The organism is Methylobacterium sp. 092160098-2, assembly GCF_028920805.1.
Classification (GTDB): Bacteria; Pseudomonadota; Alphaproteobacteria; order Rhizobiales; family Beijerinckiaceae; genus Methylobacterium; species Methylobacterium fujisawaense.
Genome location: NZ_JAQPZJ010000001.1, coordinates 4,396,098 through 4,419,144 on the forward strand (window position 1 = coordinate 4,396,098; position 23,047 = coordinate 4,419,144).

Below are 23,047 nucleotides of genomic sequence, written 5' to 3' on the forward strand. Positions count from 1 at the left end.
CGCCTCGAGACCGAAACGACCGGCCTGAGCGCGGGGACCGGCACCGCCGCCGACATGGCACGCGGGCCGCAAGACACCGGTCCCGCAGTAAGCCCCGGGCTCGGGGCCGCGTCCGAGCCGCCACGCGGGTCCGAGCCTCCCGGCGTCTCGCAGCGTGCGGTTCCGTTCCGCTCGCCCCGGGGGCACTCCAGTCGGACCCGACGCCGTCGTGCGTCGGCGCCGCCCCGGCGGGCGGCACCGACGCCATCGCTCAGCGGTGGCAGAAGCCCCGCGGGCCGCGGTAGAGGCCGGGCGGGCAGCCGCGGGGCGCGCCGGTCATGGCGCGGCGCATCGCACCACGCGGACCGCGGTTCAGGCGGCAGCCGCCATACGGCCCGCTATGCGCGCCGAACCCGCACCCGCCGCGCACGAGGGTGACCGAGGCGTCGCCGCCGGACAGCGGCGCCACGGGCATCGCCTGGGCGCCGCCGGCGAACAGTGCGACGGACGCGGCGATGATCAGGCCGGTCATTTTCATGAGGACTCCTCCCGTTTGGCACAGGTCGCGGCCCGGCGCGATCCGAGCCACGACACGGCCTTCGGCCGCGCCCTGTAACCCCGGTCCTGCCGCTTCGTTCCGGAGCGGGCATGGCGGATCAGGCGCCGTAGAGGTCGCGCCAGGCCGGCGGAAGCCCCGCACCCGCCAGGGGCGGCGACGGCGCGAGCCCCGGCAGGCTCGTCGCGGCGAACACCCCGCGCGCCACGGTCCGGGCCAGGACCCGCGCGGCGACATCTCCGAGGCGAGCGAGGTCCACCACCGGGTCGGCGAGGGGCACGGCGCCGGTCGCCACGGCGAAGACCAGATCGCCGTCGAGCGGCGTATGGGCCGGCACGAGGGCGCGGGCGAGGCCGTCCTGCGCCGCCACCGCGAGGCGCCGGCACTGCGCCTTGGTCAGCGCCGCGTCGGTCGCCACCACGGCGAGCGTCGTGGCGGCGCCGGGCAGCGCGCGCATCGGGAAGGCGTGGGCTTCGGCGGGAACATGGGCCGGCGCGCCCAGGCCGCCGAACTCGTCACCCTCCTCAAAGGGCGCGGCCCAGAAATGCGGGCCGTCGCCGACGGTCGCGTTGCCGAAGGCGTTCACGGCAGCGAGGGCCCCGACCCGGAAGTCCGTGCCCGGTACCCGCGCCGAGGCAGATCCGATCCCGCCCTTGAGCCGACCCGTGCGCGCGCCGGTCCCGGCCCCGACGGAGCCGAGGGCGAAGTCCGCGGCCGCAGCCGCGGCGGCCGCGAAGCCCAGCTCGCGGTAGGGCGGGTAGCGCCCCCAGGCCTTGTCGCCGCCGTTGGGCAAATCGAACAGGATCGCGCCGGGAACGATCGGCACCCGCATGCCGCCGACCGGGAAGCCGCGCCCGGCTTCGGCGAGCCACGCCGTCACCCCGGCCGCCGCGTCGAGACCGAAGGCCGAGCCCCCGGACAGGACGAGGGCGTCGATCCGTTCCACGGTACGTTCGGGATCGAGCAGGTCGGTCTCGCGGGTGCCCGGCCCGCCGCCGCGCACGTCGACGGAGGCGACCACCGGATCGTCGAACAGGATCGCCGTGACGCCGCTCGCAAGCCGCAGATCGGTGGCGTGACCGACCCGCAGGCCGGGGATGTCGGTGATGCGATTCTGCAGCATGGGTCGAGCTTGCCACGGCCGGCGATCGGCGCAAATCCGGCCGGGCGCCGTTGACCGCCGCGCGGGGGCACCCAGGTTGGCAGGCGGCAGAGCGCGTCGAGGAGCAAGGCATGGACGTTGGATTCATCGGACTGGGGCGGATGGGTCGCGCCATGGCCGCCAACCTCGCGCGGGCGGGTCACACGGTCCGCGCCTGGAACCGCTCGCCCGAGGCCGCGCGCGGCATCGACGGCGTCACCCCGGTGGCGAGCGCCGCCGAGGCCTTCGCCGGCGACGCGGTCATCACCATGCTGGCCGACGACGCGGCGCTCGAAGCCGTGATCATGGCCGGCGGCCTGCTCGACCGGCCGGAGCGCCCGGGCCTGCACATCGGCATGAGCACGATCTCGGTGGCGCTCGCCCGGCAGCTCGCTGCCGTGCACGAGCGGGCGGGCGTCCCCTACATCGCGGCGCCGGTCTTCGGGCGGCCGGACGTGGCGGAGGCCGGCAAGCTCAACATCGTGACGGCGGGGGCGGCGGCCCTGATCGACCGCGCGGGCCCGCTCCTCGACGCCATGGGTGCCAGGACCTGGCGTTTCGGCGACGACCCGGCGCGGGCGAACGCCGTCAAGCTCGCCGGCAACTTCATGCTGATCTCGGCGATCGAGGCCATGGCGGAGGCCTGTGCGCTCACAGAGGGCCACGGCGTCCCGGGCGCCGACTTCCTCGACCTGATGACCAACACGCTGTTCGCCGCGCCGGTCTACAAGGGCTACGGCGCCTCGATCGCGCAGAACCGCTACGAGCCGCCGGGCTTCCTCCTCAAGCTCGGGGCCAAGGACATGCGGCTCGCCCTCCAGGCTGCCGAGGGCGCGGGGGTGCCGATGCCCTTCGCGAGCGTGCTGCGCGACGGCCTCATCGAGGCGATCAGCCACGGCGACGGCGAGAAGGATCTCGCGGCGCTCGCCCGCGTCTCCGCACGGCGTGCCGGGCGGTAGCGGATCTCCGAAGGGCACCGAAGCGCGAAGCCCTCCGGCCCCGTCTCAGAGCCCGTAACGGGCGAAGGCTGCGCGCTCCGCGACGGCGGCCATCGCCCCCTCGGCGAGTTCGATCCCGCCCGGCGCGCCGCCCCGGCGCAGCAGGCGGGAGACGAGGCCGCCCCGGGCCTCGGCCACGAGGCGCAGGTCGACCGTCTCGCCGAAGCGGGCGCGCATCGCGGTGCGCAGGTCGCCGAGCGCATCGACGAGACCGAGGGGCAGCGCCTGCCGCCCGGTCCAGACCGCGCCGGTGAACAGGTTCTCGGTGCGGGCCAGGGTCGGGCGCCGGGCGGTGACGAGGCCGGTGAACAGGTCCTGCACGTCGGCCTGGATGCGCTTCAGGCGCTCCACGTCGGCGGGATCCTCCGGGCGGAACGGGTCGAGCATCGACTTCGCCTCGCCCTGCGTATGAACGCGACGCTCGACACCGAGCTTCTCCAGCAGGCCATGGAAGCCGAACCCCGACGAGACGACGCCGATGGAGCCGACGATCGAGGTCGGATCGGCGATGATCTCGTCGGCCGCGCAGGCGATCATGTAGCCGCCGGAGGCCGCGACATCCTCCACGAAGGCGATGACCGGCAGACGCTTCTCCTCGGCGAGGGCCCGGATGCGGCGGTGGATCAGGTGCGACTGCGCCGGTGAACCGCCCGGCGAGTTGATCAGCAGCGCCACAGCCTTGACCCCCGGCATCCCGAAGGCCCGCTCGAGGCTGCCCGCCACGCCGCCGATCGAGAGGCCCGGACGGATCGGAGACACCGCCCCGATGGTGCCGGAGAGCCGGACCACGGCGACCCGCGGACGGCGATCCCTGAAGCGGCGCGGCAGGAGGGCGCGGACGGAGTCGGGGAACGCGAACGCCATGGGAGTCTTACGCGGCTCGTCGAAGGACCGGGCGGGGGACGGCCCGGATGCGCCTGTCCGGAAACTGGGCGCTTTGCCGCCGCACGCAAGGGCGGCGCATCTGCGCAGTCAGAACGGATCGAACCGTTTGCCGACCTTGGCCGTTTCCGGCGACGGCGCGAGCCTCGTGCCGGCCCGGATCCGCTGGACTCGGACGGGTGCTCACACGGGAGAGAAACGATGCGACCCTGGCCAATCCTGGTCCTCCTCGCCGCCCTGCTCGGCGGGCTGGCGAGTGCGCCTGCGCGCGCGGCGCCCCTGCCGGTCCCGGCGAGCGCCGAGGCCGCAGCGCCCGCCCCCGCCGTGCAGCAGGCCCGCTGGCACTACCGGCGCCACTGGCACCGGCACCATCATTGGCGCCGCCACTGGCATCATCGCCGCCACCATTGGCACCGCCGTCACCATTGGCACCGGCACCACCATTTCCGCCGTCACTGGCACCGCCACCACGTCTGGCACGGCCGCCGTTTCGGTCCCCGGCACGTGACGTTCTACTGAGCGAAGCCCTCCGCGTCCCGGCCCGATCCGGCCGGGACGCGGCCTCGCGGGCGACCTTGCGGGCGGCCTCGGAAAACCTTATTTAACCGTCTGATATCACTGCTCTTCCGTAAGGCCGTTGCGGCGCATCGCGCGCCGCCTGGCCGCCGCGAGCACCGCCCGTCCGGGCCTCAGAACGGAAATCGACTTGGCCGAGAACGATCCGACTGGCGCCGCCCCGCCCGCCAGCGACATCCGCCCCGTCTCCATCACCGACGAGATGCGCCGCTCCTACCTCGATTACGCGATGAGCGTGATCGTGAGCCGGGCGCTTCCCGACGCCCGGGACGGTCTCAAGCCGGTCCACCGGCGCATCCTCTACTCCGCCTTCGAATCCGGGCACCTGCCCGAGCGGAAATACGTCAAGTCGGCGCGCATCGTCGGCGACGTGATCGGTCTCTACCACCCGCACGGCGACCAATCGATCTACGACGCCCTCGTGCGGATGGCGCAGGACTTCTCCATGCGCCTCATGCTCATCGACGGGCAGGGCAATTTCGGCTCGGTGGACGGCGATCCGCCGGCCGCCATGCGCTACACCGAATCGCGGCTGGCCAAGCCCGCCACCGCACTGCTTACCGACATCGACAAGAACACCGTCGATTTCGGACCGAACTACGACGAGTCGCGCGAGGAGCCGACCGTCCTCCCGGCCCGCTTCCCGAATCTCCTCGTCAACGGCGCCGGCGGCATCGCGGTCGGCATGGCCACCAACATCCCGCCGCACAATCTCGGCGAGCTGATCGACGCCTGCGTGGCCCTGATCGACGATCCGGGCCTGACCATCGAGCAGCTCACCGAGATAGTGCCCGGCCCGGACTTCCCCACCGGCGGCATGATCCTCGGCCGCGCCGGCACGCGCCAGGCCTACGCGACGGGGCGCGGCTCGGTGATCATGCGCGCCAAGTCGCATGTCGAGGAGCTGCGCAAGGAGCGCGAGGCGCTGATCTTCACCGAGATCCCCTATCAGGTGAACAAGGCGACGCTGGTCGAGAAGATCGCCGAGCTGGTGAAGGACAAGCGCGTCGAGGGCATCTCGGACCTGCGCGACGAATCCGACCGGACGGGCATGCGCATCGTCGTCGAGATCAAGCGCGACGCCATGGCCGACGTGGTGCTGAACCAGCTCTACCGGTTCACGCCGCTGCAATCCTCCTTCGGCTGCAACATGGTGGCGCTGAACGGCGGCCGCCCCGAGCTGATGAACCTGAAGGACCTGCTCGAGGCCTTCGTGGATTTCCGCGAGGAGGTCGTCTCCCGCCGGACCAAGTTCCTCCTCGGCAAGGCCCGCGAGCGGGCGCACGTCTTGTGCGGCCTCGCCATCGCGGTGGCCAACATCGACGAGGTGATCCGCCTGATCCGGACCTCGCCGGACCCGAACACGGCCCGCGAGGCCCTGATGGGCCGCGACTGGCCGGCCCACGACATCGCGCCGCTGATCGCCCTGGTGGACGACCCGCGCCACCGGGTCGCCGAGGACGGCACCTACCGCCTGTCCGAGACCCAGGCCCGCGCCATCCTCGACCTGCGCCTGCAGCGCCTCACGGCTCTGGGCCGCGACGAGGTCGGCGACGAGTTGAAGACGCTCGCCGACGAGATCGCCGACTATCTCGACATCCTGCGCTCGCGGGTGCGCATCCAGACCATCGTGAAGCAGGAGCTGATCGAGGTCCGCGAGCAGTTCGCCACCCCGCGCCGGACCGAGATCGTCGACTTCGACGGCAGCGTCGAGGACGAGGACCTGATCGCCCGCGAGGACATGGTGGTGACCGTGTCGCATGCCGGTTACGTCAAGCGCGTGCCGCTCTCGACCTACCGGGCCCAGCGCCGCGGCGGCAAGGGCCGCTCCGGCATGGCGACCCGCGACGAGGATTTCGTCACCCGCCTGTTCGTGGCCAACACCCACACGCCGGTGCTGTTCTTCTCCAGCCAGGGCCAGGCCTACAAGGAGAAGGTCTGGCGCCTGCCGATGGCCGCCCCGAACGCCCGCGGCAAGGCGCTGGTGAACATCCTGCAGCTGCAGGACACCTCCGAGCGCATCACCACGATCATGCCGCTGCCCGAGGACGAGGCGTCCTGGGAGACGCTGGACGTGATGTTCGCGACCGCGAGCGGAAACGTCCGGCGCAACAAGCTGTCGGACTTCACCACGGTGAACCGCAACGGCAAGATCGCCATGAAGCTCGATCCGGGCGACCACATCGTCCATGTCGAGATCTGCCGTCCGGACCAGAACGTGCTGCTGACCACGGCCCTCGGCCAGTGCATCCGCTTCCCCGTCGAGGACGTGCGCGTCTTCAAGGGCCGCGATTCGACCGGCGTGCGCGGCATCCAGCTCGCCAAGGACGACCGGGTCATCTCGATGACGATCCTGAACGCCTTCGACGCCACCGCGGAGGAGCGCGCCGGCTACCTGAAGATGCGTCGCGCCGTGACCGGCGAGGCGGAGGAGAACGGCGAGGCGGAGGCCGAGGACGGCGCCGAGGCCGCGGCGATCTCGCTGGACCGCTACAACGAGATGGGGGCGGCCGAGCAATACGTGCTCACCCTGTCGGAGCGGGGCTACGGCAAGCGCTCCTCGTCGTTCGAGTACCGGACCTCGGGACGCGGCGGAAAGGGCATCACGGCGATGCGGGTCAATGCCCGCAACGGCAGCCTCGTGGCGTCCTTCCCGGTGGAGGCCTCGGACCAGATCATGCTGGTCACCGATGGCGGCCAGCTGATCCGCGTGCCGGTCGACGACATCCGCATCGTCGGCCGCGCCTCGCAGGGCGTGACGGTGTTCAACACCGCCAAGGACGAGAAGGTCGTCTCGGTGGAGCACATCGAGGGCGAGGACGAGAGCAACGGCGATGCCGGGCAGGAGCCCGGCATCGAGGGCAGCATCGAGGGCGGTCCCGAGGAGGCATGAGGCTCCGGCCGTCCCGCCCCGAGGTTCCGTCCCGCGCAAAAATGCTCTAGGTCGGGTCGCGATGACCCGCACTGCCCTCTATGCCGGCTCGTTCGACCCAGTCACGAACGGCCATCTCGACGTGGTCCGCCAAGCCTGCCGGCTGGTGGACCGCCTCGTGATCGCCATCGGCGTGCATCCCGGCAAGGCGCCGCTGTTCTCCGCCGAGGAGCGGGCGGCGCTCCTGACCGAGACCTGCGGGCCGGTGGCGCAGGAGGAGGGCGCGACGCTGGAGATCGTGACCTTCAACGATCTCGCCGTCTCGGCCGCCCGGCGCTGCGGTGCCGCGCTGTTCATCCGCGGCCTGCGCGACGGCACCGACCTCGACTACGAGATGCAGCTTGCCGGCATGAACGGCGCCATGGCGCCGGAGGTGCAGACCGTGTTCCTGCCGGCCTCGATCCAGGTGCGCCCGATCACCGCGACGCTGGTGCGCCAGATCGCCGGCATGGGGGGCGACGTCTCGCCCTTCGTGCCCGCCGCCGTGGCCGCGCGCCTCCGGCAGCGCTTCGCCGCCCATTCCTGAGACTGGAAGGACTTCGATGAACCGACGCCACGCCCTCCTCGCGCTCGCCCTCACGCTCGGCACGGCCCCGGCGGCCTGGGCTGCCGACGCCAACACCGTCTACCTCCAGACCAAGGACGGGCGGATCACCATCGAGCTGCGGCCGGACCTGGCGCCCAAGCACGTCAAGCAGATCAAGACGCTGGTCTCGCAGGGCTTCTACAACGGCCTCAAGTTCCACCGGGTGATCGACGGCTTCATGGCCCAGACCGGCGATCCGAAGGGCAACGGCACCGGCGGCTCCAGCCTGCCGAACATCCCGGCGGAATTCACGCAATCGGCCCAGTTCCGCCGCGGCACCGTGGGCATGGCCCGCTCGCAGGATCCGAACTCGGCGAACTCGCAGTTCTTCATCTGCCTCGGCGACGCGCCGTTCCTGAACGGTCAGTACACGATCGTCGGCAACGTCACGGACGGGCTCGACGTGCTCGACAAGATCAAGAAGGCCGCCCCCGGCGCGCCCGGCGGCGCCGTGCAGGACCCCGACAAGATCGTCAGCATGACCCTCGCCGAGAAGGCCAAGTAGCGGCCGCATGCCGGGTCGGCGCGCCGCCTCGCTCCTCTTGGTGAGCCTGATCCCGGCGGCCGCCGCGGCCTATGACGGCGCCCCCTTCTACGGCTACGCCGACGAGCCGGGGGGCGGCTATCCGCTGAGCCTGCCCCAGACCCTGCGCGCGACGATCGCGGTGCCGGTGTCGCGGATGGCGACGCGGCCCGCCGACACCCTGGCCGAGCTCTATCCGGCGCTCGCCGCCTGCTGGCAGGCGCCGGGCGGCCTCGCCCGCCCGGGCGACGGGGCCGGCGATATCGAGATCACCGTGCGGCTCGCGCTGCGGCGCGACGGGAGCCTGATCGGCCCGCCGCGCGTCACATACGCGGCGGGCACCGCGGGCGATCAGCGGACCGCTCTGGTGCGCGGCACCCTCGACGCCCTGGCGCGCTGCACCCCGGTCCACATCACAGCGGGCCTGGGCCGGGCCATCGCGGGCCGGCCGGTGGCGCTCCGCTTCGTCTACCGCCCGCCGGCCTGAGGGCCGTCGCACCCGTTACGGGCGCTGGCCGGATCCGGCGCGCGCCGATACAGTTCCCCCAACCGGAAGGAAAGACTATGGCCGACAACGAGACCATCGTACTGGAGACCACCAAGGGCCGCGTCGTCATCGCGCTGCGTCCCGACCTCGCCCCGGGCCATGTCGAGCGGATCAAGACGCTCGCCGCCCAGGGCTTCTACGACGGCGTGCCGTTCCACCGGGTGATCGACGGGTTCATGGCCCAGACGGGCGACCCGACGGGCACCGGCTCAGGCGGTTCGGACCTGCCGGACCTGAAGGCCGAGTTCAACGCCGAGCCGCACGTGCGCGGCACCTGCTCCATGGCGCGGACCAACTTCCCGCACTCGGCGAACTCGCAGTTCTTCATCTGCTTCGACGACGCCCGCTTCCTCGACAAGCAGTACACGGTGTGGGGCAAGGTCGTGGAAGGCATGGACGTCGTCGACACGATCAACAAGGGCGAGCCGCCGCGCTCGCCGGACAAGATCGTGAAGGCGACCGTCGGCGCCGCCTGATCGTCCCTCACCCGCGCGCCCCGCAAGGCGCGCGGGTGAGCCCCGCGCAAGACCCGGATGCCAGCCTCGCGCGGTGTCCGAGTCCGATACCGGAATGCGCACCTTCAAGCCGGCCTGGTTTGCCAAGGCGGCACGAAAGGCCGGCATTGCCGACCGGGATTTGTGCGCGGCAATCAAAGACGTCGTGAAGGGCCAAGCCGACAACCGGGGCGGCGGTGTCTTCAAGAAGCGCCTGAACCGGAACCGACACCGGAGCATCATCCTGACCAAGGTCGGCTCCTATTGGCTGTATCAGTACCTCTTCGCCAAGAAAGATCGTGCCAACATCGATGACGATGAGCTGGGAGCCTTCCGTCAGCTAGCCAAGGCACTTGAGAAGACTTCGGAGGCGGATATCGCCCGCCTCGTCTCGACCGGGCACATCACGGAGATCTGCGATGGTGGGGAAGCGGACATTTAAAAGTGACGCCCTCGAGTCGATTCACGCGACCGCCGCAGCCCTCCATGAGGCTGGTGTGACCGACATGGCGACGATGCGCTGGTTCGACGAAGCATGCCTCACCGCGCCGCCCGCGATCGAGCCAGCTCAGATCAAGCGGCTTCGCGAAAGCCTCAACGTGAGTCAGCCGGTCTTCGCCCGCTATCTCAACACGAGCGAGAGCACGGTCGAGAAGTGGGAGACGGGCGCCAAGAAGCCCAGCGGCATGGCACTCAAGCTCCTGACGATCGTCCAGAAACATGGCCTTCAGATCCTGACCTGAGTCCGAGCGCTTCCGCCGCGGCCAGATCCTCTGGCGTGTTGACGTTGAGGAACGGGTCCACCGGCTCGACCGGCCAGGACGCCACCGCTGCGCCATGGCGGTCGATGAAGGCGCCGACGCGGCGCTCGCCGCGCCCCAGATAGTCCCGCAGGTCGTCGCGCAGAATCGTCGGCCAGAGGGCGATCGTGAAGTGCCGCCGCGCGCCCGAGGCAGCCAGGGCAATGCCCGATTCAGGGCCGGCCGCGCATAGCCGCGCCACCAGATCCTCCGGCAGGAAGGGCGCGTCGCCCGACACGCTCACCACCCGCGCCATCCCATGTCCTGCGGCGTGTTCCAGCCCGGCGAGGATGCCGGCGAGCGGGCCCGGCTGATCCGGCAGCGGATCCGGCAGGACCGGCCCGGGAAACCCGGAAAACCGGGCCGGGTCGCCGTTGGCGCTGAGGGCGAGCCCCGCCCCGCATTGCGGCCCGAGCCGTTCGACCACCCGCTCCAGCAGGGTCCGCCCGTCGAGGCGCAGCAGCGGCTTGTCGCCCCCGCCCATCCGCCGCGCCTGCCCGCCGGCCAGGATCAGGCCCAGGACCGGAGGGGCGGGCACGGTCTCACTCGAAGACGATCTTCGGCGCCGTCCGCCCGGCCGGCGCACCGGACAGGTTCGCCCAGAGCTGGGCGGCGATCTCCCGATAGACCTTCGCGTGCGGCCCGTCCGGGTCGGTGGCCACCACCGGCCGGCCGGAATCCGAGGTCTCCCGGATGGTCATGTCGAGGGGCACCTCGCCGAGGAACGGCACGCCGAGACGCTGCGCCTCGATGCGCGCGCCGCCATGTCCGAAGATGTGCGAGGCGTGGCCGCAATTCGGGCAGACGAAGGTCGCCATGTTCTCGATCACGCCGAGGATCGGCACCGCGACCTTCTTGAACATGGTGACGCCGCGCCGGGCATCGATCAGCGCGAGGTCCTGGGGTGTGGAGACGATCACGGCGCCCGAGAGCGGCGTCGCCTGCGCCATGGTGAGCTGCGCGTCACCGGTACCGGGCGGCATGTCGACGAGGAGCACGTCGAGCTCGCCCCAGAGCACGTCCCGCAGCATCTGGGTGATGGCCGACTGGACCATCGGGCCGCGCCAGATCATGGCCGTCTCGGGCTCGATCAGGAAGCCGATCGACATGACCTTGAGCCCGTAGCCGACCATCGGCTCCATGGCCTTGTTGTCCACGACGGTGGGCTTGCCCGAGAGGCCGAACAGCTTGGGCACCGACGGGCCGTAGATGTCGGCGTCGAGGAGGCCGACCTTCAGCCCCTGGGCCTGGAGCGCCAGGGCGAGGTTGCAGGCGGTGGTGGACTTGCCGACGCCGCCCTTGCCGGAGGCCACCGCCACGATGTGGCGCACGCCCGCGATCTGCGGACCCTGGTTCGGCGGCGCGCCGGGCCGCGGCGGGGCGACCGGCGGCGGCGTCACGGGACGCGGGGCGGCGCTGCTCTGCGCCGGATGGCTCTGGCTCCGCTCGGAGGTGAGGCTCGCGAACACGCCCGAGACGCCCGGCATTTGCAGGACGCGCCCTTCCGCCTGCCGCCGCACCGGCTCGAACCGCTCGGCCTCGCTGGGATCGACCAGGATCGAGAACATCACCCGGTTGTTCGGATCGACCACGACCTGGGAGAGCCGGCCGGAGCCCGGCAGGGTGGTGCCGGCGGCATCGACGGTGACGCTGGCGAGCGCCTTCAGCACGTCGTCGCGGGTAATCGCCAAGATGTCCTCCAGCGGGCAAACAAGTATGCCCGTGCATGTAACCGAGCGGGCCGAGAACACCAGACCCCGCGTCCTCAATCGACGACCGGCCCGATCGCCTGCGCCCCGACGCCCGTCCCGGCCGGATCGGCCCCGCGCCGCTCCGCGGTCGTCTTCGGTCGTCTTCGGTCATCGCGGTCGAGCGATGAGGTTACAGTCTTCCATGGGTCCGCGCACCACGGTCCCGTCGCCGCGCCGGTAGACGCCGTGACGCAGGCGGCGGCAGCCGAGGGGGCCACGCAGGCGCTTCACGCGCTCGATATGGACGCTGCCATAGCGCCGGTGCGAGAAGTCATGCCCGCCGATGCGCACGCCCGGGCCGAAGCGCACCTCGGCCGCGGCCGGCCGCAGGCTGAGGCCGAGGGTGACCAGCACCAGCGGCACCGCCGCACGGACGATCATCCGAACGCGTCTCATCCGAACCTCCGTCACCGCACGGGCAAGCTGAACCAACGGGAGATTGATCCGTTGTCGGGGCAGCCTTCGGCGGCCCCCCTCTCGGTGAGGCCCGCCGGGACCGACACGACGCGTAGGAGACCATTTTCATGCATCAGGGCAACCACCGCGACCACGAAGGCGCGAAGAAGCTGTTCGAGCTCATCAAGGACGTGAAGATCGCCATGATGACCACCGTCGATTCCGACGGCACGCTCAACAGCCGCCCGATGTGGAACAACGATGCCGACGAGAACGGCGACCTGTGGTTCTTCACCAAGCTGCACTCGCCCAAGACGACGGAGATCAGCCGCGACAACCAGATCAACCTCGCCTATTCCGACCCGTCGAGCCAGAACTACGTCTCGGTGGCCGGCAAGGCCGAGATCGTCCGCGATCAGGCCATCATCGACGCCAAGTGGAATGAGAGCCTGAAGACGTGGTTCCCCAACGGCAAGAATGATCCCGAGGTGGCGCTGATCCGCGTCCATCCGGAGAAGGGCGAGTACTGGGACAGCCCCAACAGCACGATGCTGCACCTCTACGGCTACGTGAAGGCCTCCCTCACCGGCGAGAGCCCCAAGACCGAGACCAAGAAGGTCGACCTCGCCTGAGGATCGGCCTTCAGGACAGGCGTTCGCACGGGCGGTTTCCGAGAAGAGGCCGCCCGTCTTCTTGACGGGCGCGGGCTCGGCATGCGCTCTGCGCCATCGAAGCGCGGCAGAGTGCGAAAAGAATGCTCGATCTGGCGAAGCGGGTCTACGATCACAGTTTCCGCATCGACCCGATCGTGCGGTCGCTGCTCGACACCGATTTCTACAAGCTGCTGATGGCGCAGACGATCCTGCGCCGGCACCCCGCGATCGAGACCACCTTCGGCATCACCAACCGCACGCGGCGCATCCGCATCGCCGACGAGGTCGATGCCGGCCTGCTGCGCGAACAGCTCGATCATGCCCGGACGTTGCGGCTGAGCAAGAGCGAGATCACCTGGCTGCGCGGCAACGTGTTCCGCGGCCAGGGGCGCATCCTCGGGCCGGAATTCGTGGCGTGGTTCGAGACCTTCCGGCTCCCCGACTACGAGCTCGCCGTCCATGACGGCCAGTACGAGCTGACCTTCCACGGTCCCTGGATCGAGACCACGATGTGGGAGGTCCCGGCGCTCGCGATCCTCAACGAGCTGCGGGCGCGCGCCGTGCTGCGGGGCCTCGGCAAGCTCGACCTTCAGGTGCTCTACGCCCGGGCCATGACCCGGGTCTGGGAGAAGATCGAGCGGCTTCAGAAGCTGCCGGACCTGTCGGTGGCGGATTTCGGCACGCGCCGCCGCCACGGCTTCCTCTGGCAGGACTGGTGCGTGCAGGCCATGGCCGAGGGCTTGGGCGGCGCGTTCCTCGGCACCTCGAACTGCCTGATCGCCGCGCGGCAGGAGGTCGAGCCGGTGGGCACCAACGCCCACGAGTTGCCGATGGTCTACGCCGCCCTCGCCGAGGACGACGGGGCGCTCGCCGCCGCGCCCTACGCGGTGCTGGCCGACTGGCAGGAGGATTACGGCGGCAACCTGCTGGTGATCCTGCCCGACACCTACGGGACCACCGGATTCCTGGCCAATGCTCCCGACTGGGTCAGCGACTGGACCGGCATCCGCATCGATTCGAAGGATCCGATCGAGGGCGGCGAGGAGGTGATCCGGTTCTGGCAGGCGCGCGGGCACGATCCGCGGGACAAGCTCGCGATCTTCTCCGACGGGCTCGACATCGACGAGATCGAGCGCATCCACGCCCGGTTCCACGGGCGCATGCGCATCGGCTACGGCTGGGGCACGCTGCTCACCAACGATTTCCGCGGCCTCCTGCCGGACGGCAAGCTCGATCCGGTGTCCATCGTCTGCAAGGTCACGGAGGCGAAGGGCCGACCCACCGTGAAACTCTCCGACAATCCCACCAAGGCGCAGGGCCCGGCCGACGAGGTCGCCCGCTACCGGCGGGTCTTCGGCGTGGGCGAGCAGGAGGCGCTGCCGGTCCTGGTCTGACAGCGGTGTCAGACCGGGCGCGATGAAACGCCCCGGCTGACCGGACACAATCGAATTCATTATCATGTCGACCAACCGGAGCCGCCGGGAGCGGCCCTGCCTGGGAGAACGCCATGTCGATGAATCGCCGCTCGCTCATCGGGGCCGCGGGGCTCGCCCTCGCGACGCCCGCGCTGCAGGCCGGAGAGGCCGCCGAGGCGGCAAAGCCCGCCGCCAAGACGCCGCCGCCGCACGTCACGAAGATCCTCGCCCAATGGATCCTGGGGTCGTCCTACGACACGCTGCCCGATCCGGTCCGCCGCGAGAGCGTGCGCAGCGTCCTCAACTGGGTGGGGGTGGCGATCGGCGGCTCGCACCATGAGACCGTGGACGTGGCGGTCTCGGCGCTGCAGCCCTTCTCGGGTCCGCCCCAGGCCGGGCTGTTCGGCCGGACCGAGCGGTTCGACATCCTGAACGCCGCCTTCCTCAACGGCGTGTCGAGCCACATCTTCGACTTCGACGACACCCACCTGAAGACGATCATCCACCCCGCCGGCCCGGTCGCCTCGGCGATCCTGGCCTATGCGGAGATGAAGCCGGTCACCGGCAAGGCCTTCCTCGACGCCCTCGTGGTCGGGATCGAGACCGAGTGCCGGATCGGCAATGCCGTCTACCCGAACCATTACGATGCGGGCTGGCACATCACCGGCACCTGCGGGCCGTTCGGCGCCGCGGCGGCCGCCGGCAAGCTGATGGGCCTCACCGAGCAGCAGATGGTCTACGCGCTGGGGCTCGCCGCCTCGCAGCCCGTGGGCCTGCGCGAATCGTTCGGCTCGATGAACAAGAGCTTCAACCCGGGCCGGGCAGCCTCCAACGGCCTGTTCGCCGCGATCCTGGCGGCGAAGGGCTTCACCTCGTCGGACGGGATGATCGAGGCCAAGCGCGGCTGGGCGAACACGATCTCCACCAAGCAGGACTGGTCGGAGATCACCGACGGCCTCGGCAGCCGCTACGAGGCGCAGCTGAACACCTACAAGCCCTTCGCCTGCGGCATCGTCATGCACCCGACGATCGACGCGGCGATCCAGATCCGCGACGCCGACCACGTCCGGCCGGAGGACATCAAGCGCGTCGACCTGAAGGTCCATCCGCTGGTGCTGGAGCTGACCGGCAAGACCGCGCCGAAGACAGGCCTGGAGGGCAAGTTCAGCATCTACCACGCGGCGGCGGTGGCCTTCGTGGAGGGCGCGGGCGGCGAGAAGCAGTTCAGCGACCGGGCGGTGAACGATCCGCGCGTGGTGGCGCTGCGCCAGAAGGTGGTCCCGGTGATCACCCCCGGCATCGAGCCCGCGCAGGTCGACATGACCGTGACGCTGAACGACGGGCGGACCGTCCACCGGTACATCGAGCATGCCATCGGCAGCGTCGAGAAGCCGATGTCCGATGCGCAGCTGGACGCGAAGTTCGCCGATCTCGCCGCCGGAATCCTCCCGGAGGCGCAGGCCAAGCGGGTGATGCAGCTGTGCCGGTCGCTGCCCGAACTGAAGGATGCGGGCGACGTGGCGCGGGCCGGCGTGTCGGGGGCGTAGACGGCCGGCGCAGCCCGCGGGATCATTTTCAGCCCCCGTGCCGTTCCCCGTGCGCGTGGCTTCCGTTGCTCCCGGCGGAGGCCCGCACGTCGCGTACGGGATGCGGATCAGCGTATGGGTACCAAAACCCCGGTCGGGGTCGAACCGGCAGCCCGGTCCAGGGCGCCTCTGCTTCCGCCGCGGCCGACCCGCGTCGCCGCGGCCGAGACGCCGCGGGCCGCCATGGCGTCGCCCGTGGTTGTCGGGGCGACCATCATCGCGGCCCTGTATTTCGGTCGCGAGATCTTCATCCCCATCGCGATCGCGTTGCTCCTGTCGTTCGTGCTCACCCCGCTGGTGAACCGCCTGCGGCGGCTGCGGCTGCCCCGGCTGGTGGCGGTCGGCGTCAGCGTCGGTCTGACCCTGGGCATCGTGGCCGCCCTGGCGACCCTGATCGGCATCCAGGCGGCGGATCTCGCGGGCGACGTCCCGCGCTACCGGGCCACCATCGAGCGGAAGATCAACGGGCTGCGCGACTCGCCCGTCGGACACGCCACGGAATACGTCGCCAATATCGGGCGGGCGCTCCATGGCGGCGCCAAGGAGGTGAACAACCCGGAGGCGCAGCCGCCCGCGCCGCCGACACCGCCGCCGACGCCGCCGGGTCCCGAGCAGCCCCAGGCCGCGCCGAAACCCGTTCTGGTCGAGGTCGCCGCGAGCCCGCCGGGTCCGATCGAGATGCTGTCCACCGTGCTCTCGCCGGTGATGCATCCGCTGGCGACGGTCGGCATCGTCTTCGTGGTGCTGCTGTTCGTGCTGATGCAGCGCGAGGATCTGCGCGACCGCATGATCCGGCTGGCGGGATCGAGCGACCTGCACCGGACCACCGTGGCGATCGACGACGCCGCCAAGCGGCTCAGCCGCTACTTCGTGGTGCAGCTCGCCCTCAACGCCGCCTTCGGGATCGTGATCGGCATCGGCCTCTACGTGATCGGCGTGCCGAATCCGGTGCTCTGGGCGATCTTCGCGGCCCTGATGCGCTTCGTGCCGTATCTGGGGGCCGTCCTGTCGGCCCTCCTGCCGATGGCGCTCGCCGCCGCGGTCGATCCCGGCTGGAACATGATGATCGCCGTGGCGATCCTGTTCGTCGTGCTGGAGCCGCTCACCGGCCAGGTCTTCGAGCCGATCGTCTACGGGCAATCCACCGGGCTCTCACCCTTCGCGGTCCTGGTCTCGGCGCTGTTCTGGACCTGGCTGTGGGGACCGGTCGGCCTGCTGCTCTCGACGCCGCTCACCGTCTGCCTCGTCGTGCTCGGCCGCTACGTGGAGCGTCTGGAATTCCTGGACGTGCTGTTCGGCGACCGGCCGGCCCTGACCCCCGTCCAGAATTTCTATCAGCGGGTCCTGGCGGGCGATGCCGAGGAGGTGCTGGGCCATGCCGAGCTGATCCTGCAGCAATGCTCGCTCTCGTCCTATTACGACGACGTGGTGCTCAAGGCCCTCGAACTCGCCGCCCAGGACGCGGCCCGGGGGGTGCTGACCGCCCGGCAGAAGGCGGCGATGCGCGCGGCCCTCGCCGAGCTGATCGCCGACCTCTCCGACCGGAGCGACGCCGTCGCGGCCGCGTCCGGCGACGGGGAGGAGGGCGCCTGCAGCGCGCTGCCGATGGGTCCGACCCCGGAGGCGCTCTCCGAGGACTGGACCCGCGCGGGCGCGGTCCTGTGCGTCGCGGGCCGCGGCTTCCTGGACGAGGCCGCGGCTGCGATCCTCGCACAGATCCTGGAGAAGCGCGGCCTCGGCGTCCGCACGATCCCCTTCGCCGAGACGGCTTCCGCGCGGATCGGGCGATTCGATCCGGGGACGGCGCGCATGGTCTGCGTGGTCTCCCTGGCGCTCGACGGCGAGCCGACCCATCTGCGCCGGCTGATCCGCCGGCTGAAGGGTCGGTTGCCCGGGGTGCCGATCCTGCTCGGCCTGTGGCTCGCCCAGGATGACGGGGCGAGCCGCCTCGCCGGCGGACCGGGGGGCGCCGCGGAGGCCGATGGGCAGGTGGGGTCGCTGCGCGAGGCCGTCGAGGCGGTCCTGGCGCAGGCGGACGCCACCGGTGCAGCCGGAACCGGCGCGGCGCCGGACGGCGCCCCGGACCCGGAACGCGGGGCGCCGCGTCTGCCGGCCTCGGCCGACGCATGAGCTCGGGGGGCTTGACGGGTGGGGGGGCGCCCCGGTTTCGTCGGGATCGGGCGGTCGGTCGGGCAGTCGGTCGGGCGGCCTTCGGGCACAGCAGGGAACGGAACGGATGAGCGTCGTCGAACTCGGACGGTTCATGGACGACCTCGCGGACGCGTCCGGCAAGGCGATCCTGCCGTTCTTCCGCGCCCAGTTCGGCCTCGACGACAAGGCCCGCGGCGGAGCGCCGTTCGACCCGGTCACCGAGGCCGACCGGGCCGCCGAGGTCGTGCTCCGGGCGATGATCGGCCAGACCTTTCCGGGCCACGGCATCCTCGGCGAGGAATTCGGCTCGGAGCGCACCGACGCCGAATGCGTCTGGGTCCTCGACCCGATCGACGGCACCCGGGCCTTCATCGGAGGCCTGCCGACCTGGGGCACGCTGATCGGGCTGAGCCGCAACGGCGTCCCGGTGCGCGGAATGATGCACCAACCCTATCTGGCGGAGCGCTTCACCGGGGACGGGCGCAGCGCGCGCCTGCGTGCGCCGTCGGGCGAGCGGACACTGCGGACACGGCGCTGCGCGGACCTCGCCCAGGCGATCCTGGCCACCACGGATCCGCGCCTGTTCGCGGCGGGCGCGGAGGCCGAGCGCTTCCGGTCGCTGGAGGGGCAGGTGCGGATGTCCCGCTACGGCGCCGATTGCTACGCCTACTGCATGCTGGCCGCCGGCCAGATCGACCTCGTCGTCGAGGCCGGGCTGAAGCCCTACGACATCGTCGCCCTCATCCCGATCGTCGAGGGGGCCGGGGGGCGTGTCACGGCCTGGGACGGCGGTCCCGCCGCGGGCGGCGGGCGCGTGATCGCGGCGGGCGACCCGCGGCTGCACGAGGCGGCGCTCAAGGTGCTGAACCCGTGAGGCGGTGGCGGCGCACGGCCATGTCTTTGAGCGGGGGAACGGACGGGCGCGCCGCGGTCGGAGGCACGCGCTCTCCCGCGCCCCTGTGCAGGGGGCGGGAGCGCGTCGGGACTCCGATCCGCCGACAGGATCCATCCGCGTGCTGCTGAACGCGCTGATCCTGTTCACGGCGCTGGTCCCCCGAGCCGAGGCCGGCGCGGCAGCCCTCGCGCACGCCCTGCCGCCCCTCGCCGCGGCCTCCGCCCCGGCTGAAAGCCCGCCCCCGCGCTTCGATCCCGCCACCCGCTCGGTCTCAAACTGGCACGCCCAGACCGGCGCGCAGCTGATGCCGCGGGCGCTGGCGGTCACGGCCTCGCTGGCGGAGGATCCGCCCTACGTCGCCCGCTGCGTGCGGCTCAACAACGGCTGGTGCATCAAGTCCGCCCGCTGGTCCGGCGAGATCGGCGCCGACGGGGAGGGCCACACCGCCTTCGCCACCCTCGAGGACGGCGCCGATGCCGCCGCGAGCCTGCTGCGGCGCTACTACCGCGATTACGGCCGGCGTACGGCGCTGGCCATCGTGCGCCGCTGGGCGCCGGCGGAGTGCCGCGTCGCGTCCGCACCCGCGCGGCCGGGGCGCTCGGCCGTGACCCCGCTGTCTCGGCGGCCCTCGCGCCGCGGGCCTCGGGCGGACCCTCCGGGCCCGCTATCTCGCCGCGCACCGCCCCGGCGGGGCGCCACGGGGCCGGGCGGCCCTGCGGGTGCAGCCCTGGTCACCCTCGCCCGGATGGCCGGCCGTCCCGCCCGCCGCCCGGCTGCCGTGCCGCGCGTGGCGATGCTTCAGCCGGTGCCCGACATCGCGGCCGGGATCGCCTCGTCGGCCGAGCCGGCGCGGCCGGCCCGGAGCGTCGCCGATCCGACGGCGCTCCTCGAGCGGAAGACGGCGAGCCGGGTTCCGAGTGCCGAGCGGATGGTGGCCGAATCCGCGCTGCTGCCGGCGATCGCCGCCGGCCTGCCGGTCCTCGACCTGCGCCTGCCGGCCCCGCTCTGCACCGGCGACGAGGTCCGGATCCAGGCCTATGCCGGTCGGATCAGCGCCAGCGTCGGCCTGAAGCCCGGCGACGACCTCGACCTGTTCGGGCCGGACGGCACGCCGCGCGCCAATCTGGCCCCGGTGATGCAGGTGATGTCGGCGGTGGAACTCGGCACGCTCCGGGCCGGCCCGGACCTCGTCGCCGGAGCGATCGCACGGCTGAGGCCGCTCACGCCCGCCGCCATCGGTGCAACGCCTTAGCGTCAAGCCTTGCGGTTCGGCCCCCGCCGCGCCACCTCTGCCCGGCCTGTTCCCCTCACGACGAGCCCGCCCGTGCCCCTGATCGACCTTGCCGCGCGCGCCGGCTCGGCCGTCAAAGCCTTCGCCGAAGCCTCGCACGACCTGCTGGTCCAGCCGACCCTGCGGCTGGGCGTGACCGGGCTCGCGCGCTCGGGCAAGACCGTCTTCACCACGGCCCTGATCCACCACCTCGTGGAGACGCACGCGCTCCCGGCCTTCGCCCCCGCGCAGGAGGGCCGCCTGCGCCGCGCCAAGCTGGTGCCCCAACCCGACGACGACGTGCCGCGCTTCCCCTTCGAGGAGCATTTCGCCACGCTCACCGAGGCGCGGTGCTGGCCGCGCTCCACCGACCGGATCAGCCAGTTCCGCCTGGAGATCGCCTACGAGCGCGCCGCCGGCTGGCGCACCGGCCCGGCCACCCTGATGCTCGACGTGGTCGACTACCCGGGCGAATGGCTCCTCGACCTCGCCCTGATCGAGACCAGCTACACGGCGTGGTCCCGGGCCACGATCGGCGGCACCCGCCGCCCCGGCCGCGCCGCCGTGGCGGCGCCCTGGCTCGCGGCGCTGAAGGGCTTCGATCCGAACGGGCCCCTCGACGAGGTCGCGGCCGAGCGGGCGAGCGACGCCTTCAAGACCTACCTCGCGGGCCTGCGCGCCGGCCCGGAAGCGGTGGCGACGACGCCGCCCGGCCGCTTCCTGATGCCCGGCGACCTCGCGGGCTCCCCGGCGCTGACCTTCGCGCCCCTCGACCGGCTCCCCGAGGCGATCGCGCCCGACAGCCTCGCGGGGCTGATGGAGCGGCGCTTCGAGGCCTACAAGACCAAGGTCGTGACGCCGTTCTTCCGCGACCATTTCCAGCGGGTCGACCGGCAGATCGTGCTGGTGGACGTGCTCTCGGCGGTCGATGCCGGCCCCACCGCCCTGGCCGAGCTGGAGGAGGCGCTGGATGCGGTGCTGCTCAGCCTCAACATCGGCCGCAACACGGTGCTGTCGCGGCTGTTCGCGCCGCGGGCCGACCGCGTGCTGTTCGCCGCCACCAAGGCCGACCACCTCCACCAGACGAGCCACGACCGGCTCGACGCCCTCCTGCGGCTTCTCGTATCCCGGGCGATGCGGCGGACAGAGGCGGCGGGCGCCCGGGTGGGCACGGTGGCGCTGGCCTCCGTGCGCGCCACCCGCGAGACCACTGTCCATGACGGGTCGGACACGCTGCGGGCGGTGGCCGGCACCCCGGAAGCCGGCGAGGTGGTGGGCGACGAGGTGTTCGACGGCAACAGCGAGGCCGCGATCTTCCCGGGCGAGCTGCCGGCCCGCGCCGAGGCGGTGCTGGAGGGCGCGGTTGAGCCGGGCTCGCTGCGCTTCCCGCGCTTCCGGCCGCCGCTGGTCAGGCCCGACGGGCTCGGCCGCCCCGGCCACCTGCCGCAGATCCGCCTGGACCGGGCGATGCAGTTCCTGATCGGCGACCGTCTGGCGTGACGATGTGTGCGACTCCGCGGAGCCTTCGAGCATGACCTCCGGCCAGAAACCCCGCGCCTTCCGGATCACGCCCGAGCCGGCCGCCGAGCCGAGCGTCATCACGACGCCGCTCGCCGCCCGGCCGCCCCAGGCCCGGATCGTGGACGAGCCCTTCGAGATCGTCGATGCCGCCGACGGCGTCGCCGTGCCGGTGGCGCCGCGGTCGCGCTCGCCCTGGGGCACCCTGTTCCTCTCGGCGGTGGGCGGCCTCGTCTCCCTCGGCGTCGGCCTGTCGGTCGAGCGGATGATCGCCGACCTGTTCCAGGCCGCCCCCTGGCTCGGCTGGGTGGCCCTCGCGCTTCTGGGACTTGCCGCGCTGGCGCTGCTCGCGATCGTGGTTCGGGAACTCGCCGGCCTGCGGCGCGAACGGAAGATCGAGCGCCTGCGCCAGTCGGCGCTGGACGCCCTCGCCACCCGCGACCACACCGGCGCGCAGGCGGTGGTGCAGGCGCTCTCGACCTTCTACGCCGACCGCGACACGCTGTCGGCGGGCCGCGCCCGGATCGACGCCGCCGCCGACGCGATCCTCGACGTGGACGACCGGATCGGGCTCGCCGAGCACGAGCTGCTGGCCGGGCTGGACCGGCAGGCGCGCAACGCCATCGCGACGACGGCCAAGCAGGTCTCGGCGGTGACCGCGCTCAGCCCGCGGGCGATCGTCGACGTGGCCTTCGTGGTGTTCGCGGCGGTGCGGCTGCTGCGCCGGATCGCGGCGATCTACGGCGGCCGGCCGGGCTTCCTGGGCTTCCTGCGGCTGGGGCGCGCGGCGCTCGCGCATCTCACCGTCACCGGCGGGATGGCGGTGGGCGAGAGCGTCATGCAGCAGGTTCTAGGGCTCGGGATCGCCGCCCGGGTCTCGGCCAAGCTGGGCGAGGGCGTGCTCAACGGGCTGATGACCGCCCGGTTCGGGCTCGCGGCCCTGAATGTCTGCCGTCCGCTGCCCTTCGTGCGGGAGGCCCCGCCGCGGCTCGCCGACGTCGCCGGCGAGCTGCTGCGCTCGGCCGAGGCCGAGCCGAAATCGTAGCGGGCTACTTGGCGCCCGCGGCGGCGCGGCGGTTGGCGATGCGGGAGAACATGTTGCCGGTATAGTCGGCGGTCTTCGGCTTCTCGGGCTCGCCGAGCTTGGCCTCGAAGGCCTCGATCCGCTTGAGCAGCGTCACGTCGTTGAACAGCGAGCTGTTGAAGTTGCTCTGGGCCCGGGGGCCGAGGGCGGTCTGCACCGCTTCGAGTCGTTCCAGAAGCTCTTTGCGCGTCACGGTGCTCTCCAGGGGCGGCTTCGGGACGAAGGACCGCCCGTACCGCCACTGAAGGGGCCGGTGGTAAACAGCGCGTTAATGCGGTGACCGCGTCGGGGATCGGAGCCTGGTCGTCGGCGGG

At 71.8% G+C, this 23,047-nt stretch carries 24 protein-coding genes; 17 read left to right on the top strand and 7 right to left on the bottom strand.

From position 1 onward, the window contains the following. Positions 1-250: 250 nt before the first annotated feature. Entirely contained in the window at positions 251-517 is a 267-nt protein-coding gene (locus PQI07_RS20770) for a GCG_CRPN prefix-to-repeats domain-containing protein (RefSeq protein ID WP_274927308.1), read from the bottom strand. 118 nt (positions 518-635) lie between these two features. After that, positions 636-1,658: a P1 family peptidase gene (locus PQI07_RS20775; protein WP_043352274.1), complete on the bottom strand. Its 1,023-nt coding sequence runs from the start codon at positions 1,656-1,658 to the stop codon at positions 636-638. Between the two features lie 50 nt (positions 1,659-1,708). Here PQI07_RS20775 and PQI07_RS20780 point away from each other — a divergent pair, with 50 nt between their 5' ends. Further along, the gene (locus PQI07_RS20780) at positions 1,709-2,635 is read left to right on the top strand and encodes an NAD(P)-dependent oxidoreductase (RefSeq protein WP_342462542.1); all 927 of its coding nucleotides are present in this window, start codon (positions 1,709-1,711) and stop codon (positions 2,633-2,635) included. 45 nt (positions 2,636-2,680) lie between these two features. Here PQI07_RS20780 and PQI07_RS20785 read toward each other — a convergent pair whose 3' ends face one another. Further along, positions 2,681-3,538 (bottom strand): S49 family peptidase, encoded by an 858-nt coding sequence (locus PQI07_RS20785; protein WP_053609794.1) that lies wholly within the window; start codon positions 3,536-3,538, stop codon positions 2,681-2,683. A gap of 219 nt (positions 3,539-3,757) precedes the next feature. On the opposite strand from PQI07_RS20785, the gene PQI07_RS20790 reads away from it, so the two are divergent. The 8 genes from PQI07_RS20790 (at position 3,758) to PQI07_RS20825 (ending at position 9,957) form a co-directional block, all read left to right on the top strand. Then, on the top strand, positions 3,758-4,075 hold the full coding sequence (locus PQI07_RS20790) for a hypothetical protein (protein WP_078947154.1): 318 nt from the start codon (positions 3,758-3,760) through the stop codon (positions 4,073-4,075). 187 nt (positions 4,076-4,262) lie between these two features. Further along, on the top strand, positions 4,263-7,025 hold the full coding sequence (gene gyrA / locus PQI07_RS20795) for a DNA gyrase subunit A (RefSeq protein WP_274927310.1): 2,763 nt from the start codon (positions 4,263-4,265) through the stop codon (positions 7,023-7,025). Between the two features lie 61 nt (positions 7,026-7,086). After that, on the top strand, positions 7,087-7,590 hold the full coding sequence (gene coaD, locus PQI07_RS20800) for a pantetheine-phosphate adenylyltransferase (protein WP_043352282.1): 504 nt from the start codon (positions 7,087-7,089) through the stop codon (positions 7,588-7,590). A gap of 16 nt (positions 7,591-7,606) precedes the next feature. Next, the gene (locus PQI07_RS20805) at positions 7,607-8,155 is read left to right on the top strand and encodes a peptidylprolyl isomerase (protein ID WP_043352284.1); all 549 of its coding nucleotides are present in this window, start codon (positions 7,607-7,609) and stop codon (positions 8,153-8,155) included. A gap of 7 nt (positions 8,156-8,162) precedes the next feature. Continuing rightward, entirely contained in the window at positions 8,163-8,660 is a 498-nt protein-coding gene (locus tag PQI07_RS20810) for a UCP034077 family protein (protein WP_043757380.1), read from the top strand. Between the two features lie 77 nt (positions 8,661-8,737). Beyond that, positions 8,738-9,196, top strand: a complete 459-nt coding sequence (locus tag PQI07_RS20815; protein WP_043352288.1) for a peptidylprolyl isomerase — start codon at positions 8,738-8,740, stop codon at positions 9,194-9,196. 94 nt (positions 9,197-9,290) lie between these two features. Further along, positions 9,291-9,656: a type II toxin-antitoxin system RelE/ParE family toxin gene (locus PQI07_RS20820; protein ID WP_274927311.1), complete on the top strand. Its 366-nt coding sequence runs from the start codon at positions 9,291-9,293 to the stop codon at positions 9,654-9,656. Further along, on the top strand, positions 9,634-9,957 hold the full coding sequence (locus PQI07_RS20825; protein ID WP_274927312.1) for a helix-turn-helix domain-containing protein: 324 nt from the start codon (positions 9,634-9,636) through the stop codon (positions 9,955-9,957). Before PQI07_RS20820 ends, PQI07_RS20825 begins: the two co-directional genes overlap by 23 nt. Here the strand turns inward: PQI07_RS20825 and mobA are convergent. The 3 genes from mobA to PQI07_RS20840 all read right to left on the bottom strand — a co-directional run bounded on the left by mobA (position 9,908) and on the right by PQI07_RS20840 (position 12,146). Next, positions 9,908-10,552: a molybdenum cofactor guanylyltransferase MobA gene (gene mobA, locus PQI07_RS20830; protein ID WP_081948698.1), complete on the bottom strand. Its 645-nt coding sequence runs from the start codon at positions 10,550-10,552 to the stop codon at positions 9,908-9,910. The genes PQI07_RS20825 and mobA overlap by 50 nt on opposite strands. Before the next feature lie 4 nt (positions 10,553-10,556). Beyond that, positions 10,557-11,705 (bottom strand): iron-sulfur cluster carrier protein ApbC, encoded by a 1,149-nt coding sequence (apbC, locus tag PQI07_RS20835; RefSeq protein WP_043352298.1) that lies wholly within the window; start codon positions 11,703-11,705, stop codon positions 10,557-10,559. 168 nt (positions 11,706-11,873) lie between these two features. Next, the gene (locus tag PQI07_RS20840) at positions 11,874-12,146 is read right to left on the bottom strand and encodes a hypothetical protein (RefSeq protein ID WP_043352300.1); all 273 of its coding nucleotides are present in this window, start codon (positions 12,144-12,146) and stop codon (positions 11,874-11,876) included. Between the two features lie 143 nt (positions 12,147-12,289). Between PQI07_RS20840 and PQI07_RS20845 the strand changes: the two genes are divergently transcribed. The 8 genes from PQI07_RS20845 (at position 12,290) to PQI07_RS20880 (ending at position 22,694) form a co-directional block, all read left to right on the top strand. After that, a complete protein-coding gene (locus tag PQI07_RS20845) occupies positions 12,290-12,793 on the top strand; it encodes a pyridoxamine 5'-phosphate oxidase family protein (protein ID WP_043352302.1) in 504 nt (167 codons plus the stop codon). Between the two features lie 122 nt (positions 12,794-12,915). After that, the gene (pncB, locus tag PQI07_RS20850) at positions 12,916-14,208 is read left to right on the top strand and encodes a nicotinate phosphoribosyltransferase (protein WP_043352305.1); all 1,293 of its coding nucleotides are present in this window, start codon (positions 12,916-12,918) and stop codon (positions 14,206-14,208) included. Positions 14,209-14,321: 113 nt separating this feature from the next. Beyond that, entirely contained in the window at positions 14,322-15,776 is a 1,455-nt protein-coding gene (locus PQI07_RS20855; RefSeq protein WP_182592317.1) for an MmgE/PrpD family protein, read from the top strand. A 114-nt stretch (positions 15,777-15,890) separates the two neighbouring features. Further along, on the top strand, positions 15,891-17,945 hold the full coding sequence (locus PQI07_RS20860) for an AI-2E family transporter (protein WP_274927313.1): 2,055 nt from the start codon (positions 15,891-15,893) through the stop codon (positions 17,943-17,945). A 106-nt stretch (positions 17,946-18,051) separates the two neighbouring features. Beyond that, entirely contained in the window at positions 18,052-18,840 is a 789-nt protein-coding gene (hisN, locus tag PQI07_RS20865) for a histidinol-phosphatase (RefSeq protein WP_043384389.1), read from the top strand. Between the two features lie 139 nt (positions 18,841-18,979). After that, complete coding sequence (locus PQI07_RS20870; RefSeq protein WP_274927314.1) at positions 18,980-20,113, top strand: hypothetical protein; 1,134 nt, start codon at positions 18,980-18,982, stop codon at positions 20,111-20,113. Between the two features lie 72 nt (positions 20,114-20,185). Next, positions 20,186-21,631, top strand: coding sequence for a YcjX family GTP-binding protein (locus PQI07_RS20875; RefSeq protein ID WP_043354447.1), 1,446 nt, complete (start codon positions 20,186-20,188; stop codon positions 21,629-21,631). A 31-nt stretch (positions 21,632-21,662) separates the two neighbouring features. Continuing rightward, positions 21,663-22,694 (top strand): YcjF family protein, encoded by a 1,032-nt coding sequence (locus tag PQI07_RS20880; protein ID WP_043384384.1) that lies wholly within the window; start codon positions 21,663-21,665, stop codon positions 22,692-22,694. Between the two features lie 4 nt (positions 22,695-22,698). On the opposite strand, the gene PQI07_RS20885 is transcribed toward PQI07_RS20880, so the two are convergent. Next, positions 22,699-22,926, bottom strand: a complete 228-nt coding sequence (locus PQI07_RS20885) for a hypothetical protein (protein WP_012319110.1) — start codon at positions 22,924-22,926, stop codon at positions 22,699-22,701. Positions 22,927-23,047: the final 121 nt, after the last annotated feature.

What these genes read in the sequence shown, in the direction of transcription:
- PQI07_RS20845 (WP_043352302.1), top strand. Translation starts at nt 12,290, where the DNA reads ATGCATCAGGGCAACCACCGCGACCACGAAGGCGCGAAGAAGCTGTTC.
- coaD (WP_043352282.1), top strand. Translation starts at nt 7,087, where the DNA reads ATGACCCGCACTGCCCTCTATGCCGGCTCGTTCGACCCAGTCACGAAC.
- PQI07_RS20840 (WP_043352300.1), bottom strand. Translation starts at nt 12,146, where the DNA reads ATGATCGTCCGTGCGGCGGTGCCGCTGGTGCTGGTCACCCTCGGCCTC.
- PQI07_RS20785 (WP_053609794.1), bottom strand. Translation starts at nt 3,538, where the DNA reads ATGGCGTTCGCGTTCCCCGACTCCGTCCGCGCCCTCCTGCCGCGCCGC.
- PQI07_RS20770 (WP_274927308.1), bottom strand. Translation starts at nt 517, where the DNA reads ATGAAAATGACCGGCCTGATCATCGCCGCGTCCGTCGCACTGTTCGCC.
- PQI07_RS20860 (WP_274927313.1), top strand. Translation starts at nt 15,891, where the DNA reads ATGGGTACCAAAACCCCGGTCGGGGTCGAACCGGCAGCCCGGTCCAGG.
- pncB (WP_043352305.1), top strand. Translation starts at nt 12,916, where the DNA reads ATGCTCGATCTGGCGAAGCGGGTCTACGATCACAGTTTCCGCATCGAC.
- PQI07_RS20790 (WP_078947154.1), top strand. Translation starts at nt 3,758, where the DNA reads ATGCGACCCTGGCCAATCCTGGTCCTCCTCGCCGCCCTGCTCGGCGGG.
- PQI07_RS20825 (WP_274927312.1), top strand. Translation starts at nt 9,634, where the DNA reads ATGGTGGGGAAGCGGACATTTAAAAGTGACGCCCTCGAGTCGATTCAC.
- PQI07_RS20855 (WP_182592317.1), top strand. Translation starts at nt 14,322, where the DNA reads ATGTCGATGAATCGCCGCTCGCTCATCGGGGCCGCGGGGCTCGCCCTC.
- PQI07_RS20810 (WP_043757380.1), top strand. Translation starts at nt 8,163, where the DNA reads ATGCCGGGTCGGCGCGCCGCCTCGCTCCTCTTGGTGAGCCTGATCCCG.
- PQI07_RS20880 (WP_043384384.1), top strand. Translation starts at nt 21,663, where the DNA reads ATGACCTCCGGCCAGAAACCCCGCGCCTTCCGGATCACGCCCGAGCCG.
- hisN (WP_043384389.1), top strand. Translation starts at nt 18,052, where the DNA reads ATGAGCGTCGTCGAACTCGGACGGTTCATGGACGACCTCGCGGACGCG.
- PQI07_RS20805 (WP_043352284.1), top strand. Translation starts at nt 7,607, where the DNA reads ATGAACCGACGCCACGCCCTCCTCGCGCTCGCCCTCACGCTCGGCACG.
- PQI07_RS20775 (WP_043352274.1), bottom strand. Translation starts at nt 1,658, where the DNA reads ATGCTGCAGAATCGCATCACCGACATCCCCGGCCTGCGGGTCGGTCAC.
- PQI07_RS20815 (WP_043352288.1), top strand. Translation starts at nt 8,738, where the DNA reads ATGGCCGACAACGAGACCATCGTACTGGAGACCACCAAGGGCCGCGTC.
- PQI07_RS20820 (WP_274927311.1), top strand. Translation starts at nt 9,291, where the DNA reads ATGCGCACCTTCAAGCCGGCCTGGTTTGCCAAGGCGGCACGAAAGGCC.